Annotated in this window: 12 protein-coding genes and 1 pseudogene; 7 read left to right on the forward strand and 6 right to left on the reverse strand. The window is 62.4% G+C overall.

Translation table 11 applies throughout. The annotated features are described in order from the left end of the window. Positions 1 to 30 precede the first annotated feature (30 nt). Both K0B93_RS10660 and K0B93_RS10665 read right to left on the reverse strand, forming a co-directional pair. Positions 31 to 2184 carry a tRNA(Met) cytidine acetyltransferase TmcA gene (locus K0B93_RS10660; protein WP_219867189.1) on the reverse strand — a complete coding sequence of 718 codons (2154 nt, stop codon included), beginning with the start codon at positions 2182 to 2184 and terminating at the stop codon, positions 31 to 33. Then, positions 2184 to 2561 (reverse strand): DUF2237 family protein, encoded by a 378-nt coding sequence (locus tag K0B93_RS10665; RefSeq protein ID WP_219867190.1) that lies wholly within the window; start codon positions 2559 to 2561, stop codon positions 2184 to 2186. Before K0B93_RS10665 ends, K0B93_RS10660 begins: the two co-directional genes overlap by 1 nt. Positions 2562 to 2634: 73 nt before the next feature. On the opposite strand from K0B93_RS10665, the gene K0B93_RS10670 reads away from it, so the two are divergent. From K0B93_RS10670 to K0B93_RS10680, 3 genes are all read left to right on the forward strand, one after another. Continuing rightward, on the forward strand, positions 2635 to 4965 hold the full coding sequence (locus K0B93_RS10670; protein ID WP_219868092.1) for an ATP-dependent helicase: 2331 nt from the start codon (positions 2635 to 2637) through the stop codon (positions 4963 to 4965). Between the two features lie 151 nt (positions 4966 to 5116). Next, positions 5117 to 6307, forward strand: coding sequence for an OmpA family protein (locus K0B93_RS10675; protein ID WP_219867191.1), 1191 nt, complete (start codon positions 5117 to 5119; stop codon positions 6305 to 6307). Positions 6308 to 6375: 68 nt separating this feature from the next. Continuing rightward, a complete protein-coding gene (locus tag K0B93_RS10680; RefSeq protein WP_219867192.1) occupies positions 6376 to 6867 on the forward strand; it encodes a hypothetical protein in 492 nt (163 codons plus the stop codon). Here K0B93_RS10680 and K0B93_RS10685 read toward each other — a convergent pair. Then, positions 6824 to 8098 (reverse strand): methyltransferase, encoded by a 1275-nt coding sequence (locus tag K0B93_RS10685; RefSeq protein ID WP_219867193.1) that lies wholly within the window; start codon positions 8096 to 8098, stop codon positions 6824 to 6826. The two genes, K0B93_RS10680 and K0B93_RS10685, sit on opposite strands and share 44 nt — an antisense overlap. Between K0B93_RS10685 and K0B93_RS10690 the strand changes: the two genes are divergently transcribed. Further along, a complete protein-coding gene (locus K0B93_RS10690; protein ID WP_219867194.1) occupies positions 8097 to 8786 on the forward strand; it encodes a tRNA/rRNA methyltransferase in 690 nt (229 codons plus the stop codon). The genes K0B93_RS10685 and K0B93_RS10690 overlap by 2 nt on opposite strands. A gap of 12 nt (positions 8787 to 8798) precedes the next feature. Here the strand turns inward: K0B93_RS10690 and K0B93_RS10695 are convergent. Next, a pseudogene (locus tag K0B93_RS10695) lies at positions 8799 to 10073 on the reverse strand (D-amino acid dehydrogenase); the annotation flags it as partial. A gap of 17 nt (positions 10074 to 10090) precedes the next feature. Continuing rightward, complete coding sequence (locus K0B93_RS10700; protein WP_219867196.1) at positions 10091 to 10921, reverse strand: polyphosphate kinase 2 family protein; 831 nt, start codon at positions 10919 to 10921, stop codon at positions 10091 to 10093. A gap of 120 nt (positions 10922 to 11041) precedes the next feature. Between K0B93_RS10700 and K0B93_RS10705 the strand changes: the two genes are divergently transcribed. The 3 genes from K0B93_RS10705 (at position 11042) to K0B93_RS10715 (ending at position 14741) form a co-directional block, all read left to right on the forward strand. Beyond that, positions 11042 to 11848, forward strand: coding sequence for a TatD family hydrolase (locus K0B93_RS10705; RefSeq protein ID WP_219867197.1), 807 nt, complete (start codon positions 11042 to 11044; stop codon positions 11846 to 11848). Further along, positions 11848 to 13056 (forward strand): HD-GYP domain-containing protein, encoded by a 1209-nt coding sequence (locus K0B93_RS10710; RefSeq protein WP_219867198.1) that lies wholly within the window; start codon positions 11848 to 11850, stop codon positions 13054 to 13056. Before K0B93_RS10705 ends, K0B93_RS10710 begins: the two co-directional genes overlap by 1 nt. A 68-nt stretch (positions 13057 to 13124) precedes the next feature. Beyond that, positions 13125 to 14741 (forward strand): Na/Pi cotransporter family protein, encoded by a 1617-nt coding sequence (locus tag K0B93_RS10715; RefSeq protein WP_219867199.1) that lies wholly within the window; start codon positions 13125 to 13127, stop codon positions 14739 to 14741. Here the strand turns inward: K0B93_RS10715 and K0B93_RS10720 are convergent. Continuing rightward, the gene (locus tag K0B93_RS10720) at positions 14711 to 16960 is read right to left on the reverse strand and encodes a diguanylate cyclase domain-containing protein (protein ID WP_219867200.1); all 2250 of its coding nucleotides are present in this window, start codon (positions 16958 to 16960) and stop codon (positions 14711 to 14713) included. The two genes, K0B93_RS10715 and K0B93_RS10720, sit on opposite strands and share 31 nt — an antisense overlap. Positions 16961 to 16977: the final 17 nt, after the last annotated feature.

Below are 16977 nucleotides of genomic sequence, written 5' to 3' on the forward strand. Positions count from 1 at the left end.
CAGCGGGGAATGAGAATTAAATCGAGCGAGTCACAACTCTGGCCCCTTTTGCAGAAGTTGACGGATCAGCGCGCGCAGCCGATCCTCTCCCTCGCGCTGCCCGAGACACAGACCATCCGCCTGCAGAGCCGGCCAGTCCCGCTGCTGCATGACGGCGCCGACCCAGAGCGCGAGATCCTCCTGTGTCCGTAACCAGGCTCCGACGTGGCGAACCATGCTCGTTTTCCGGAGCACCGGCAGACTGAGCAGGAACCCGCGATGGCCATGACCAAAGCTGTGCAGATCCCGCCGGTCCTGGTCGTCGAGCCGTTCGGTTGCCGGCAGACCCGCGCCTATGTCGGCCAGCAGGCCAGGTTCCAGGGCCGGCCAGGCCAGCGGCAACAGCGCCAGCCAATGGTCCGCCTGGCGTTCGCTGAGCTGACTCACCAGGCGTTCTCCCGCCTTGCTGATACCAGATAGCATCTGCAGGGGGTATTCGCCGCTGGTGGCCTCCTGATTCAGGCCCAGGCGCACCACCCTCAATGCACAGGAGCGCCAGAAGGCAAGCAGTTCCGGACTGCCGCCGAAGCTGGTACCCAGCGTGTCCAGACCCTCTTGGCTGGCAGCCTCCCTCGCCTTTGCCACCAGCAGGCGACCGATGCCATGTCGCCTGACCGAATCCGATACGGCAATCCGGACCACGCGCAAGCAACCCTGGGATGCGGCTTCCGGAAAACCGCTGTGACTGGCCAGCGACTGCGGCAGCAGGTGTCCCCGGATGCGGCGTTGCCCCAGGGTCACCTGCTCGGCCAAATCCGGTGACAAGCCGCCCTCCACGGCCCCCCAGAGTATGCCAACGGTGATGTTACCTGTCCGCGCCCGCCAGCTCCTGGCCGACGGCGCGTCCATCCACTGCCTGAGGTCCGCAGGCGTTGTTCGGTAGTGGGCGTCCACCAGCAGGCCGAACGCGTCCGACAACTCGGAATCGGTTGCGTCAACGGGATCAAAAGGCTCGATGGTCACGTCACCGGGACTGACGCGTTCGGAGACCGGTTCCCGGTTCTCCGCGGCCAGAAGGAACAGTCGCGACACCAGGGGTTCGAGGGGATCGCTGGCGGACCAGCGAACCGGCGCAGCCAGCGTGATCGATTGCCAATGCGGTGTCTCGCGATTCAGGATCTGCCGGAAGCGGATGGCGAAGCCCCGTCCGGCGCCCTCATAGCCGTGAACGGTAGAGGAGAAACCGACTCTGGGCCAGCCCAACAGCACCTGCTTGAGCAACGGGGCCGGGATCGCCGCCGCCTCGTCCACCAGCACCACTTCAGCCTCGGGTCGCTCCGCCAGAAGCTCCCGGATCGCGACGAACCGCAGGCAACCGCCCGCGCGGGTCTGCAGGGAGGATTCCGAGGCCTTGAGGAGGTCATCGCCCAGCGCTTCCCGGGCGTGACGAAACAGGGCCTCAACGTTGTCGCGGGAGGGGGCCGACACCAGAACCTGTCGCCGGCCTCGCTGCAGCAACTCGGCCGCCGCCAATCCCAGCGCCGCAGACTTACCCCGGCCACGATCCGCGGTAACGACAACGGGGCGGCGCCGTCGGCCCAGACCGAACTGCACCAACCGTTCGATCAGTTCCTGCTGATCGCCGGTGGTCTGGACGACGAATCCGGCGTCCCGCTCCGCAAGATCCGGCAACGACGTGGGCACGGTGCTGCCGAGGTCGATGCGGATGAGCGACGGTTCGGTCGCGAGGATGTTCGCCATGCGGGCTGCAAAAGGATGCCGGGGCAACTGGTCCAGGCCGGTCCTGGCGTAATCCGGATCCTCAAAATCTGACCACTGCTCCATTGGCGGCATCAGCCAGAACAGCAGGCCGCCCGCCTGCAGGGTCCCTGACAGTGCGGCAAAGCTGTCGGGCGGGTTACCCTGCCAGCCATCCCAGACCACCACCGACAGTTCCCGGCCCAGCCACTGCCGGGCGTGCCTCGGTGCCAGGGATGCCAGGGTTCCACTCGGGCTCTCTGCCTCGGGTCCGGTCCAGACACCGGGCTCCAGAGCCAGCGCCGGCAACAATGCCTTCAACCAGCGGAGAGCCTTTGAACGTTCGCCTTCGAGCAGCACCAGGCGCCGCTCCCCTCGCTGCTGAAGCCGGCGCTGGAGCCGCCGCCAGGCATCAGGCTCCCCTCCCCCGAGCAGACCCGGTGGCATTAACTGAGATCTACCGAATGGCGTTTGAGGTCGTTCAGGTCACACATCTCCAGCGTCGCCTGGTGGGTTGCCCGCAAGCGAACCCTCGGGGCCGACCCCGCAGCCAGAGCTTCTTGCCAGCGCGCCGCACACAGGCACCAGCTGTCGCCGGCTTTCAGGCCCGGGAATCCGAAATCCGGCCTCGGGGTGCTCAGATCGTTGCCGCGACTTTTCGAGAATTCGAGAAACTCGTCGGTGACCACCGTGCACACGGTGTGGAAGCCGAGGTCATCGGGACCGGTATTGCAGCAACCATCGCGGTAAAACCCGGTTTTTGGATCGGTACCACAAGTCTCCAGGTGTTCGCCCAGTACGTTTACGGGGTCCGATATCTGCATAGGTTCATCCTCTTACTCCGGAGCTGAGCCGCCATTGAGTTGGTCAAATGGCTCTGAATTTCTGGTTTCGATTATGCGGGACCGGTACCCGCACTGCCAGTTGGCCAGTACAATACGCGCTATGCCAACCAAACCCCAACAGTCTCCCCCCCTCGATCTGCCGGATTTTCTTACCGATGAGCAGCGGGCCATCATCACCGCCGGTTACGAACACTCGGTGATCACCGCCGTGGCCGGCAGTGGCAAGACCTCCACCCTGGCCTGGCGGATCCGCTACCTGCTGCTACAGGGGCACGACCCCGATCGTATGCTGGTGCTGATGTTCAACCGCAGCGCCCGGGTGGATTTCGAGCGCAAGCTTCAGGAGGTCTGCCACCAGAGCGGGCTGGCACTGCCGGAAATTCGGACCTATCACGCCATGGGCCTGCGGCTGTACAAACGGTTCGTGCGGGAAGGCTACCTGCCGGGATTTTCCGACAAAATCCTGACCGAGCAGGAGATCAGCTTTCAGGCCTGGCAGCTGACCCGGCGGTTGGCGCCGGAGGATCTGGCGGACGAGATCCGGCGCAACAAAAAGGATTTCGTGGAGACGGCCACCGGCTTCATCGATCTGGTCAAGACCACCCTGTCGCCAGCGGAGATCGTCTTCGAGGAACTGGGTTACACCGACAAACACCGCTACCTGATCGACCTGTTCCACAGCTTTGAACAGTGGCGCAAGGGCCAGGGCCGGATCAGTTACGCCGACATGCTCTACGAGCCAGTGATGGCGATTCACCAGAACCAGCCCCTGCAGCGGCTGGTGGGCAACAAGATGGATCTGATCCTGGTGGACGAGTACCAGGACACCAACGAGATCCAGCACCTGCTGCTGAGGTACGTGGCCGGCGACCGGGCCCGGGTAACCGTGGTGGGCGATCCGGACCAGACCATCTACGAATTCCGGGGCGCCAAGCCCGAGTTCATCCTCAAACGCTTCAGCGACGAGTTCGAGAGCCCGCTGGAGCAGACCCTCAGCTACACCTTCCGCTATGGCCATCGGGTTGCTCTGCTGGCCAATCACCTGATCTGCCACAACACCGGGCGCAAGGACGTGCTGTGCCATTCGCACCCGTCGACACCGGCCACGGAGGTCGTCCTGCATCGGGTCGATAATGACAGCGACACCATCGTCCAGATTTTGCAGCAAGGCTCCGGAACAGCACTGGCCGGCACAGCCATCCTGTTCCGGGTCTGGAGCCAGAGCGTGCCGATCGAACTAAAACTGCTGGCCCGGCAAATCCCCTATCGCATCGATGCCGGCAAGGGTGCGCTGTTCAGCCGCGAAGTCCAGGCGATCGTCTCGCTGCTGATGGTGGTTACAGGCCGCTTGGCCAACCTGCCGGACGAAGACAGGCTGGAAGTGGCGCGCCAGCTGCTGCGCTTTCCTCATGTGGGTATGAAGGAGCCGGAACTGGAGCAACTGGCCCGTTTCCTGGCGGGCTTCTCCGGCGACTGGCACGAGCGGCTGCTGGCGATGGATTTTGACGCCCTGTCGCCCATGGCCGGCCGTAAACTGCGCAAATTGGGCGAAGTCCTGGGCCAGCTGCGCGGTTACAAGGGCCCGGTCGCCGGGCTGATCAGCGTGTACGCCGAGCACACCGACCTGCATGAGGGCATCCGGAGCCTGGCCCTGACCCACGAGAGTGCCGAGGAACGCATCGACACCATCCAGGGCTTCCGGCAGTACCTGAAAAGCCTGGATGTCGACGCCCACGGCGCCGTTGACCACCTGAAAACCCTCAAGCAGCAGGCAGGGGAAAAACGGCAGGGCGGCGTGCTGCTGTCGACCATCCATCGCACCAAGGGGCTCGAGTGGCCCCGGGTGATCATCCCCGGCCTGCAGGAAAAATATCTCCCCTACAGCCCCCGGCCCCATGATGATGCCCGCGCCTTTCTCGAGAGCGAACGGCGCCTGTTGTACGTGGCCATGACCCGCACCCGCCAGCAACTCCATCTGATCAGTCGCCCGGCCAGTTCCCAGCCGCACCTGGACGGTGACCAGGGGCCCAGCCGTTTTGTCGGTGAATGCAGTTTCAACCTGTCCAGCGAACTGGGCACCTGGCTGGACGAGCGCATCGAGGAACCGGGGCAGTCGCTGGCACTGGAGGCGCCCATTACGCCGGTCGGCCGGCGCTACGCCGAACGCGAAGGCATTGTGCTGGAAGGGACCATGGCCACCGTGTCCGATACCACAGAGGCACTCTGGCACCACAAGCGCCTGAGTCACGCCATTTTCGGCGCGGGACAGGTCGTGGCCGAAGACGAGGGCTCCTTCGAGGTCCGGTTCGACAATGGCGACACCCTGAACTTCAGCAAAAAGAGCGCGCACCTGTATTTCACCCCTCTGGCCCAAAACGACTGAAACCAAACCGATTCCCGGCGCGTAACATTGCTGTAAACGTCGTTCGTGTCTATATTTTTATTGCCCAGCCCCTCGGCCGATAGACACCGGGTATTCCCGCAGTTTCCCGTTGACGCACTCTCAAAAACGAATGATGAACAGGAGGTTCCGCATGAATTTTTTGCGTTCGTGCGCGATGGCTGCCATCGCATCTACCCTGGTATTCCCGGCGGTTGCCGCCGAACGGAAGGACACCGTCTACATCAATCCTTTCGCGGCGTACCAGTATTTCGACGACAAACGCGACCTGAGTGAAGCCGATACCTATGGCGGTGGCCTGGAGTACCGATTTACGGACCGCTGGGCGGTGGAGCCTGTGTACTCCCGCGCCAATGTGGATCGCAAAGGCGCCCCCGGCGAATCCGATTTTGATGAAATTCGCATGGACATCATCTACTATTTTGCCAATCCGACCGAGGCCGTGAACCCTTACGTGTCTTTCGGTGGCGGTCACGCCGATTTCGGTGAGGATGCCAGCGCCCCTCTGACGTCTGGCAGCAATCACGACGAAACCCGGGTTAACGTGGGTACCGGTATTCGCTACAACTTCACCGATTCCTTCTCCCTGCGAGCCGACCTGCGCGAGTTCCACGGTATTGACGAGAGTACCTTTGACACCCAGGTGTCCCTGGGTCTGAGCTTCGCGTTCTATCGCTCGGTCGCAGCACCTGCGGATTCCGACAACGACGGTGTTCCCGACGAGTCAGACGAGTGCCCGGGCACCCCGGCCGGCGCCACCGTCGACAGCACAGGGTGTGAGCCGGACGGCGACCGGGATGGCGTCGCCGACGCACGGGATGCCTGCCCGGACTCCACACTCGGTGCCGAAGTGGATAGCCGAGGTTGCGAGCCGGACAGCGACAACGATGGCGTCATTGACGGTGTCGATCAGTGTCCGAGCACAACTCCGGGTGCCACCGTCGACGAGCGGGGCTGCGAAGGGGTCACCGAAGTCATCCAGACCTTTGAAGTGGACGTCCAGTTCGCCAACAACAGTTCGGTGATCAATAAGGCCTACGATGAGGACCTCCGACGCGTCGCGGACTTCCTCGAGGAAAACCCAAGAACCTTTGTGGAGGTTGCCGGCCATACCGACAGCGTTGGCGATGCGGACTACAACCAGTTCCTGTCCCAGCGTCGGGCCGAGGCCGTGGCCGCGCGCCTGGTCGACTCCCTCGGTGTCGATCCGAGTCGGGTGAAAGCTTCCGGGTATGGGGAGGAGAGGCCGATTGCCCGCAACGATACCGCCGAGGGCCGCGCCGCCAACCGTCGGGTTGAGGCGCTGATTCAGGTCGAACGGTGAAATCGTCGGTACTGGCCGACTGATGCAGTCAAGGCGCCCACATGGGCGCCTTTTTTCTCGGAGGCCCCATGATCAGAGCCGTTTCCGCGTTGGCTCTCCTGTTGTGCAACCTCAACCACCCGCTTGCCGGGGTGTTCCGGTGTGACACCGCCAACGGAGTGATGTATACGGATGAGCCCTGCGAGGGCAACGGGGAAGCGATCACCATTCCGGACAACCGCATCGGCGGCCGTCTGGACAGCAACCTGCCCCCGCCCGCGCCCGACGCTCCGAGGGCTGAGGAGGCAGACGGGAGCGACGACGAAACGACCCGCGAAGCACCAACAGCCTGCCGCTTCATCAATTCCACCGACCTGAGGCGCCATATCGTCCGGGAGGAAATTGTTCGGGGCATGACCCGGGACCACGTGCGCCGGGCCTTTGGCAACCCACCGGAAACCTACACCAGCCCGCAGGAAGTCTGGATCTATCAAACCCGCTATTACGGGGCGCTCTATGAACTGACCTATGTGTACTTCAAGGACGGCTGCGTACAACGGGTGGAGTACCGGAAACCCTGACCGCATCCAGCAACAGGTTGCGCGGGGTCAGTGTCCGGTCGCAGAAGGCTCCGAGCCTGACCCGGTAACCCTGTTCTTCCAGGAAAATCGCATAATCCAGCACCATCCAGAGTTCCAGCGGTCGCCGGAACAGGTGCCGTACCAGTTCGTGACGCCGAACCTGACTGTACCGCCGGTCGCCAACACGGGACCAGTGTTCAAAATCGGTCGTGGCCGGTAACACCAGGCCTTTCTTCCGGGCCGCCCACTGGCAGAAAGCCTCAAACCCCTCCTGGATCAGACGGGACGGATGCGAAGGCACCGGCAGATACTCATCACAGCTCCTGAGCTGACGCTGGAGCGCGTCGAAGCCCAGGCGCCACTGGCTCACCTTCCGGGTCTGCTCCTGAACCCGGGCCGGCGCGGTCACGGTTTCCTGCACGGCCAGACGAATCTCGTTCCGGGACAACTGCAGGGCAGCATCATGGCGCCTGGCACGAGCGGACAACAGGCGATAAGGGCTGGCGTCCGTCAGGTGGTAGCAGCAGGGGGAAAAACTCAGGCGGGGCAGGCGAACCTCACTGGCCCGCCGGATCAGTTGCCGGTGCAGGTCACCACACGCGTGTAGGGCGACCCCGTGAGCATCGGTCGGAAAGACAAAATCCGGCGCCATCACGTCCTGACACTGCACCGCAACCGCATCATCGAACTGTGCGGCCAACCGGTTGCCGTCGCGCACCAGTTCCGCGTTCCATTCATAGCCCCGGACCGGTTCCGGACAGACCGCCGCCAGGGTTCGCGACAGATGGCCCTTGCCACAACACCAGTCCATGACCGGTTCGCGAAGGGGTTCGAGCGCCGCCGCGAACGCCCCGGACTGCAGTCGCTTTCGCCCGGGCATGTCGACTGCCCTCACCTCCGGCAGGGTTGCCCGGTGCACCCTCCCGCCCGGCGGCGAGAGGTCCGGCAGGCTGACAAGATCCGGGTAGGCGGCCAATGATGGCAAAGCGTCACACAGCAGGCCCGCCAGCCTCGCGGGATCGTCATCCAGCACCCGGCACCGCTCGTCGTCGAGCCCAGCGACCCGGGCCGCCAGTTCGGGATGCTGCAAGGTCCACTCGGGAACCGGCTCCGTGAAGGGCGCCTGCTGCCAAAGGGGGCGGTGGCGGACAAGCCAGTCATTCAGGGCTTGCCAACGGCTGTAAAAAGATTCGGCGGGGTCGTGTAAACTCGCGGCCGGAGGTATCGTCATGCAACTGGCCTTTGTACTCGTTGAACCCAAGGTTCCTGAAAATGTCGGCGCTGCCGCTCGTGCCCTTTGTACCATGGGGTTCGGCGAGCTGTGGCTGGTCAATTCCGATCTGCATACCCGGCCTGAAGCGCACTGGCTCGCCCATGGCAGCGATCACATCCTCGATAACGCGCGCATTTTCCCTGATCTGGCCTCGGTTAGAAACTCCGTAGACCTGCTGATGGGCACCTCGGCCAAACCGCGACACCATCGACAGGACTGGCTCGCGCCCTCAGACCTGCGCGATGTTGTGCTGGCAGGCAAAGGCGAATCAGTGGCCAACGCGGCGCTGGTCTTCGGCCGCGAAGACCGCGGGCTGGCCAATGAGGAACTGGCTCTGTGCGATCTGCTGACCGGCATTCCCATGAAAGTTTCCTACCCTTCCCTGAACCTCGCCCAGTCCGTGATGCTGTATGCATGGGAGCTGTCCGGGCTGTCCACAGCCGCCGCCGACCCTGTGAATTCAGACCCCGGGCGCCTCGGCGCCCTCCGCAGCCGGCTCGAACAACTGTTGCCAACCCTGGATGCCCCTGCCGGGGGCAAGCTGTCCCAGTGGGTTTTCCAACGGCTGCCGCTGCTGCAGGAGCGCGACATCGGGTTCGTTCATACCCTGTGTGGCAACATCGAACGACGCCTGAAACGGGACTGACGTTGCGGCTGGCTATTCGCTGAAGCGGCCGGGCCGGAAGGCGTCCAGGCACACCGCCGGGGGCTCGCCGTCCACCAACTGGGCAATCACGTCGGCACTGCCGGCGGACAGGGTCCAGCCGAAGGTGCCGTGTCCGGTATTGAGGAACAGGTTATCCCTCGGGCCCCGACCAATGATGGCAGGGCCGTCAGGCGTCATCGGGCGAAAGCCGGTCCAGGTTTCCGCCGCCTCCAGTTCGGCACAACCGGGAAAGCGGGAGGTGACCGACTTTCGGATCGTCGCCAGGCGCGCCTCGGGAATATCGCGATTGAAGTCAGCAAGTTCCACGAAACCGGTCGCCCGCAGACGATTGCCCAGACGAGTGGAAACCACCTTGTAGTTGTCGTCATGAACCGTTGACACCGGAGCCCGGTCGGGATCGCTTAATGGCACCGTGATGCTGTACCCCTTGACCGGGTATAATGGCAGGGTCAGGCCCAGGGGGCGGATCAGGTGATCGGACCAGCAACCGGCACTGATCACAAAGGCGTCGGCGTGGACGAGCTCCCGCTCGCCCCCCGCGGTCGTGATGGCAATGGCCTCCACGTTGTGGTCGTCGCCAACCAGGTTTTCCGCCTCCACCCGATAGCGGAACCGGACGCCCTTGGCTTCACAGGCCTTCGCCAGGGCCTGTGAGAACAGATGGCAATCGCCAGTGCCATCGTTGTCATAGCTCAACGCGCCGTAAAGCGGTCCCGGGCCGACCATCCCCGGTTCGGCCTCGCGCACCTGTTCCGGCGTCAGCAGACGCGACGGGATTCCCAGTTCATTCAACAGCGTGTGAACGTTACGGTAGCCGGCGAGGGCTTCCGGAGTGCTGGCAAGGTGCAGCAGACCCCGGTGGTCGCCGTCAAAAGCCAGGTCGAGCTCCTTTTCCAGGGCCAGAAACCGCTCGCGACTGTGCATAGCCAGGCGCAGCATGGCGCGGCGGTTCAGTCCGAACAGGCCCGGCGACCAGGCATAGCGCAGGGTGGCAAACAGGAATCTGACGGCCTCGACGGAAGGCGGCATCCGCATTTTCAACGGGCCGTCCTGTTTCAGCAGCCAGGGTACGGCCTTGAACACCATGCCAGGGTCTGCCCAGGGATATACCGCCCCGTACGAACGCTGGGCGGCGTTGCCCTTGCTAGTCTCGTTGCCCGCCACCTCGTGCCGTTCCAGCACCGTTACCTGATGACCGCGGCGATTCAGTTCGTACGCCGTGGTTACCCCCACAACGCCCCCGCCCACTACAACTATGCGCATCTGCGCCTCCCTGTGTCGGTTTACTTCACGCCCTTGCTGGCCAGCAGTCGACGGTACTCATCCAGTACTTCCCTGTCCTCGCTCGGGTAGTCCGGAGCCAGCCGCTGCAACTGTTCCGCCAGGATAGCCGCGACAATCGTCCGGGCCTGGGGCTTCCGATCGCCCGGCACCACAAACCAGGGCGCCTCCCGGGAATGGGTCTGGGCCATGGCTTCTTCAGCAAAGGCCTCATACTGATCGCGTTTTTCCCAGCCATCAATATCGGACCGGTCGAATTTCCAACGCTTGCGGGGTTTGTCCAGTCGCTGCAGCAGCCGACGGCGATGCTCGTCTTCCGACAGGTTCAGCCAGATTTTGACGACCGTGGTGCCCTCCTCCACCAGATTCGATTCGAAGTTCCGGATGGCGTGGTACCGGTTATGCCAGTTATAACTTTCGGGGGCATGAACCGGCCAGATCCGTTCACTGATTACCGCCTCATGATGACTTCGGTTAAAGGCAACCATCTCGCCAAACCCGGGCAGGAATGGCACCACGCGCCACAGGAAATCATGGCGGGTTTCCGCCCCTTGAGGACGACTGAACGACCAGGCATGAAAGCCTGCCGGGTCTGCGTAGGTGGCAAGTGTACGGATCAGGCTGTCCTTACCACTGGTGTCCGGACCGTGAATCACCACCAGCAGTGCCCGGTTCCGGTTGGCCCACAGCCGGCGCTGGTATTCCCCGATCTCCTCCAGGCTGGATTCCAGTGCCAGTAGCGTGTCGTCATCCTCCAGCAGATACGGGTAGTCATGGAACCGGGGTCTGTCAGGGTCGTAAAACCAGCTCTTTGCAAACTTGGAAACACGCATGCCGGGAACTCCCTATCGCTGTAATGGGCGTCAACAATCGTACAAGCTGGTAAACTTGGGCCAACCAAATTCTCAGGATAGCAGTCTCACCGAGACTGCGATGGAGTTGAACGCACGGCAATGAGCAAAAAACGTCGCGAGATTCCCGTTTTCGATCATCCCATTATCGAAACCCACTGCCATCTGGACTACCTCAAGGACCGCCCTCTGGAGGAGACCCTGGATCAGAGCCAGCGTGTCAACATCGAGAAGGTGATCACCATTGCCGTGTCCCCGGACAATCTGGCCCGGGTCCGCGAGCTCAGCCAGGTGGCACCGTGGGTCTACGGCACCCAGGGGATCCATCCCCACGACGCGGAAAGCTATTCCGACGCCGCCGAGGCGGAGATTCGGGCCCACGCCAGCGACAACAAAATTGTCGCGGTGGGCGAGATCGGGCTGGATTACTTCTACGACAACGCTGACCGGGACGTGCAGCGGGAGGTTTTCCGCCGCCAGCTTCAGATCGCCTGCGACCATGACCAGCCGGTGGTCATCCACAGCCGCGAGGCGGACGACGACACCATCGCGATTCTCCGGGAGTTCGAGGACACCCTGACCCGCCGGGGCGTGATTCATAGTTTCACCTCGGGACCGGGACTGGCCAGATACGCACTGGACCAGGGCTGGTGCCTGGGTTTCAACGGCATCACCACGTTTAACAAGGCGGAAAACGTACGCGACATCGTGCGGATGGCGCCCATTGAACAGATCCTGCTGGAAACTGACGCCCCCTTTCTCACACCGGTGCCCTATCGCGGTCGCGAAAATGCCCCGTTCTACCTGCCGTTCGTGGCGGAAAAGATTGCCGAGGTGAAGGGGCTGGCGCTGGACGAGGTCTTGCGCAAAACCTACCAGAATAGCCTGCGGACGTTCTTCCCCGGTTAATGATCAAGCGCATTCCCATTTCGGCCCTGAAGGTCGGCATGTACATCGCCGACCTCAACAACGACTGGATTCCTCACAACAGCCAGCGCAAGCGGGGCGTCATCAAGAAAGAGGAAACCATCGAGAAAATCCGCCAGATGGGGGTCGCGTTCGTCTACATCGATGCCTCGAAAGGACTGGACACCCAGGATGCCGAAACCGCCGCCGAGGTGGATCGGCGCAATGAGGCCGCTCTGCAGAGCGCGGGGGAACAATCCCCCGGGCTCCGACCGCAGGTGCCTGTGGCCGAAGAGCTGGTCATCGCCCAGAAGATTCACCGCCAGGCCCAGGGGCTGGTGGGCAACTTCATGAACAACGTGAAGATCGGCGGCGCCATCGACATTGCCCCGATCCACAAACTCGCCGACGAGTTGCAGTACTCGGTACTGCGCAACGCCAATGCGCTCAGCTGTCTCGGACGCATTCGGGAAAAGGACAACTACCTGCTGGAGCACTCCGTCAATCTGAGTGTCCTGATGTCGCTGTTCGGCAACTACCGGTCGTTACCCGCCGATACGCTGCACCAGACCGTCGTTGGCGCCCTGCTCCACGATCTGGGCAAGATCCTGACACCGGATGAAATCCTGAACAAACCCGGGCGCCTGTCCGCGGAAGAGTTCGAGGTCATGAAGCTGCACGCCCGACATTCCCGGGATATCCTGGCAACCACGGAAGGTATCGGCGAACTGTCCGTAATTACCGCCGCCCAGCACCACGAACGTCTGGACGGTACCGGCTATCCGGACGGCCTCAGGGGCGAGGAAATATCGATCTATGGCCGGATGGTCGCGATCACGGACGTCTATGATGCCATCACCTCCGACCGGGTCTATCACAAGGGCATGACCCCAACCCAGGGCCTGAAGAAGCTGCTGGAATGGAGTGGCGACCACCTGGATCCTTCCCTGGTCATGGAGTTTATCCGCTGCATCGGCCTGTACCCGGTTGGGGCCCTGGTGCTTCTGGCCAGCGGCCGTCTGGGCGTGGTGGTGGAAGCCAATGAACACGATCAGCGCCTGCCGGTGGTGCGAGTGATGTACCACACCAGGTTCCGGATTCCGATTACCGTAGACACCATTGATCTGGCCAAACCCGGCACCCAGGACCATATCCTCCAGTCCGTGGATCCGGATGATTACCGGATTGATGTCCGCAAGTTCCTGATCTGAGTCGGTAGAGCCCACCCTCTCGTCTGCTAAGCTTCCAGAATCCTCCCATTGGAAAGCACGACACCTCGATGACCGCATCCATATTCGAGATTCTCGGCGGACTGGCGCTTTTCCTGCTGGCCATGGAGATGATGACGGATGGCCTGAAACAGGCCGCAGGGCATCAGCTGCGCCACCTGCTCGGGACCTGGACCAAGACGCCGCTGAAGGGGTTTGCCACCGGCGTACTGATTACCGGTCTGGTTCAATCGTCCAGCGCTGTCACCGTTGCCACCATCGGTTTCGTCAACGCCGGCCTGCTCAACCTTGGGCAGTCGCTGGGGGTGGTCTTCGGCGCCAACGTTGGCACCACGATAACCGGCTGGCTGGTCAGTCTGGTGGGCTTTGGTATCAACATCGAAGCCTTCGCCATGCCGTTGCTCGCCATTGGCATGGCACTTCGGCTGCTGGGAACAGCGCACCGCATCAAGGCCGTGGGCCAGGCCCTCGCCGGCTTTGCGCTGTTTTTCCTGGCGCTGTCGCTGCTGAAAGAGTCCCTCGGGGGGCTGACCAACGGCTTCCATGGCGCAGACATCTCTGGCCAGGGCTACGGACTGCCGGTGTTCGTGCTGATCGGCTTTCTGACCACACTACTGACGCAATCGTCGAGCGCTGCCCTTGCCATCATTCTGAGCGCTGCCGCGGGCCAGCTTCTGATGCTTGAGCACGCTGCGGCGGCGGTTATTGGCGCAAATCTCGGCACCACGTCCACCGCTGCCATTGCAGCCCTCGGTGCCACAGCCAGTGCGCGGCGGCTTGCGCTCGGACACGTCATCTTCAATCTGGTTACCGCCGGCATCGCGGTGATCATCCTGCCTGCGATGCTGTGGCTGGTTGTCGCCCTGGCCCGGTGGTTCGAGCACGATGCTCATCCGGCGGTTCTGCTGGCGCTGTTTCACACGCTGTTCAACGTTCTGGGCGCCCTCATCATGCTGCCGTTCGCGGCGCGATTAGCCCGATTTCTGGGCCGCCTGTTCCGGAGCAAAGAGGAGGACAATGCCAAACCCCGTTATCTGGATGACACCCTGATATCGACGCCGGAGCTGGCGATGGGTGCTGTTGACCAGGAAATGAGGCGGCTGATCGAACTGACCCGCGGCCTGCTTCGGGTCTGCATCGACCGGGAGGCATTAAAACCCGCGCAGATCCAACCGAAATCCGAGGCCGTGCTCAGCCTGAACACGGCCATCAACGAGTACATTTCCAGACTCCGCGCCGAAAAGCTGCATCCCAGCAACGTCGACGCCCTCACCCGTAGCATCCGGACCTGCCGCTACCTGGCGGAGGCGACCACACTGGCGCCAAGGCTGCTGCATCTGCGCGATGCCTGCGACCAACCGGAGTTCGCGCCCCTGCAACCGGTACTGGAGCGGTATCTGGAAGAACTCCGGGGTTTGATTGCAGCGGATGAACCATCGCCCGGCCGAGTCAACGAAGCGGAGCAGACCTACCACGAGCTGAAATCGGCCCTGCTGGAAATGATCGTCCGGCGGGAACTGGCCACCAGCCTCGGGGAGCAGTCACTGGACAACCTCAGCACGGTACGCCGGTTATCCGATCAATGGAGCAAGTCCCTGAATTGGGCACCGACGACGGAAACCGTAACAAGCTCGGATCAGAAACTGTCCGGAACAAAACGGCAGTAACGGTTTTTACCCCTCTGCTTGGCACGATACATGGCCTGATCCGCCTGGCGAAGTAACTGGTCGCCATCAAGATCAGGGTACTGGGGGAACAAGGTGTAGCCGATACTGGCGGACACCTCCACACGGTGGCCGGACACCCAGACCGGTTCAGATACTGCGCTCAGTATCCGGGACAGCAAGCCTTCAAGGTTGCCTTCGTCACTCATGTTGATGACAAGCGCAGCGAACTCGTCGCCCCCCAGGCGTGCCAGTGTATCTTCCTCGCGCAAGGCCAGACGCATCCGTTCGGCGACCTGCACCAACAACCTGTCACCGGCCTGGTGGCCAAAGGCGTCATTGATGGGCTTGAACTCGTCCAGATCAATGTAGACGACCGCCAACCGGTAGTCCTGCCGCCGGGCCTGGGCCATGGCCTGTTGCAGCCGGTCGGCAAACAGCACACGGTTCGGCAGGCCGGTCAGGGCATCGTAATGGGCCAGGGTCAGCAACTTTTGCTCCTGCTCTTTCAGGCGCGTAACGTCACTGAAAATACCGACAAAATGGGTGATATTTCCATTTTCGTCGCGAACGGAACTGATCGTCACCGCCAGTGCCATGGGTTCACCGTCTCCCCGCTTAGCGGTGAACTCACCGTGCCAGAACCCCTGGGCTCGGGCACTCTGGAACACGCTGCTGCCTTCATCGATGGGCAGTGGCGGCGACGCGCCTATGGCGTAACTGCGCGGGCTTCGGGTGATCGAAACGAAGGCATCGTTCACGTCCACCACCATGCCGTGGCGATCGGTGATGAAAATGGCTTCCCGGGCGTAATCAAAGACACTGGCCGCAAGCCGCTGTTTTTGCTCTGCCTGTTTACGCCCGGTAATGTCGTACAGCGAGCATAGCAGCAAGGGTTTCCTCTCAACCGAGTCGTGGGCGGGGGCGATGGTCATATCGACCCAGACACGGGTCCCGTCGGCCCGCTGAAATACCCATTCGCCCTGGCTCACCTCGCCTTCGCTGACCCGGGTGACAAGCACCTTCATTTTCTGGCGGGATAATGTGCCATCCGGCTGCAGTTCGGGAGAGAAGCTGGCGATGTCCTTGCCCAGCAGCGATTGTCGGGAAGCATACCCGAACAACTCCACCGCGGACCGGTTGGTATCCACAAACAGCCCGTCCTGGATCATCAGCATGGGTTGAGGCCAACTTACGATGAGCCGACGCAGCCGTCCCTGCTCGACAGACAGCTGGCGCGTCCGTTTGGCCAGCCAGAGTGTGCTGGTAACCAGCAGCATCACCAGGATCAGGACCGTGAACACCCAGATCCGGTACTGGTGCAGGGCATCGATCCAGGTGAGTTCGGGCACCTGATCGTAGGGCGCAATGCGAAGCTCACGGGCCAGATATTCCACTGACTGGTAATCCGCCGGTGGCGAGAAACCTGCAATACCCGCCGCTCGGGCAACCGGGGCATTCTCCTCCAGGGCAAAGAGGGCGGAGGCGGTCCGGCGGATAATCCGGCTGTCAACATGGGGGAGCGCGACCAGGGGCCATTCCGGATACAGGCGGGTGGATACCCGGAACGGAAATCCCGTGAGCTGCTGCTCGTTCACCACCTGCAACTGGTCCATCAGGGCTGGCTGGCTTACGGTCAGTTCTTCCAGCAGTCCGGAGCGGACAAAGCCGACATCGGCATCGCCCGCCAGGACCGCACGAATCACCCGGTCGTGACTATCGACCAGCTTGATCCGGTTTTCGCGACGGACATCCAGCCCGACCTCCATCAGCTCCAGCACCTGGGCCTGGTACCCACCCAGGAAGTGCTCACCCGGCGTGGCAATACTTTTGCCCCGGATATCCGTCAGGCTATTGATATCCGTGCGGCGGGCACTGGTGATGATGACACCGCCGAGGCTCGTCGTGGACGTACCCTGCCAGGTTCGCATCACGGTGGCGAGCACGCCTGTCAGGCTGCGCTCACTGCGAATCATCAGAAAATGACTCGGATTGGTTACGATGAAATCCAGCCGGTTGGACGCCAGTGCACGATTTATCTGGCGCTGGTTCAGCAGTTTCAGCTCAACGGGTTTTCCGATAGCCTCCGACAGGTATCCGGTCAGAGGTTCATACCGGTCTCTCAGAATGGCCTCGGGCCGCGAGGCAAACACACCGAATGTCAGCGTCGGGCCGGTCGCCCAGGCTGCTGGTGGCAGCAGAACCGCGACCTGCAGAAGCATAAGTGACACACCCAGAA

Source organism: Marinobacter sp. F4218 (assembly GCF_019443085.1).
Taxonomy (GTDB): Bacteria; Pseudomonadota; Gammaproteobacteria; order Pseudomonadales; family Oleiphilaceae; genus Marinobacter; species Marinobacter albus.

What these genes read in the sequence shown, in the direction of transcription:
- K0B93_RS10680 (WP_219867192.1), top strand. Translation starts at nt 6,376, where the DNA reads ATGATCAGAGCCGTTTCCGCGTTGGCTCTCCTGTTGTGCAACCTCAAC.
- K0B93_RS10675 (WP_219867191.1), top strand. Translation starts at nt 5,117, where the DNA reads ATGAATTTTTTGCGTTCGTGCGCGATGGCTGCCATCGCATCTACCCTG.
- K0B93_RS10720 (WP_219867200.1), bottom strand. Translation starts at nt 16,960, where the DNA reads ATGCTTCTGCAGGTCGCGGTTCTGCTGCCACCAGCAGCCTGGGCGACC.
- K0B93_RS10670 (WP_219868092.1), top strand. Translation starts at nt 2,635, where the DNA reads ATGCGGGACCGGTACCCGCACTGCCAGTTGGCCAGTACAATACGCGCT.
- K0B93_RS10710 (WP_219867198.1), top strand. Translation starts at nt 11,848, where the DNA reads ATGATCAAGCGCATTCCCATTTCGGCCCTGAAGGTCGGCATGTACATC.
- K0B93_RS10685 (WP_219867193.1), bottom strand. Translation starts at nt 8,098, where the DNA reads ATGACGATACCTCCGGCCGCGAGTTTACACGACCCCGCCGAATCTTTT.
- K0B93_RS10700 (WP_219867196.1), bottom strand. Translation starts at nt 10,921, where the DNA reads ATGCGTGTTTCCAAGTTTGCAAAGAGCTGGTTTTACGACCCTGACAGA.
- K0B93_RS10705 (WP_219867197.1), top strand. Translation starts at nt 11,042, where the DNA reads ATGAGCAAAAAACGTCGCGAGATTCCCGTTTTCGATCATCCCATTATC.
- K0B93_RS10715 (WP_219867199.1), top strand. Translation starts at nt 13,125, where the DNA reads ATGACCGCATCCATATTCGAGATTCTCGGCGGACTGGCGCTTTTCCTG.
- K0B93_RS10660 (WP_219867189.1), bottom strand. Translation starts at nt 2,184, where the DNA reads ATGCCACCGGGTCTGCTCGGGGGAGGGGAGCCTGATGCCTGGCGGCGG.
- K0B93_RS10690 (WP_219867194.1), top strand. Translation starts at nt 8,097, where the DNA reads ATGCAACTGGCCTTTGTACTCGTTGAACCCAAGGTTCCTGAAAATGTC.
- K0B93_RS10665 (WP_219867190.1), bottom strand. Translation starts at nt 2,561, where the DNA reads ATGCAGATATCGGACCCCGTAAACGTACTGGGCGAACACCTGGAGACT.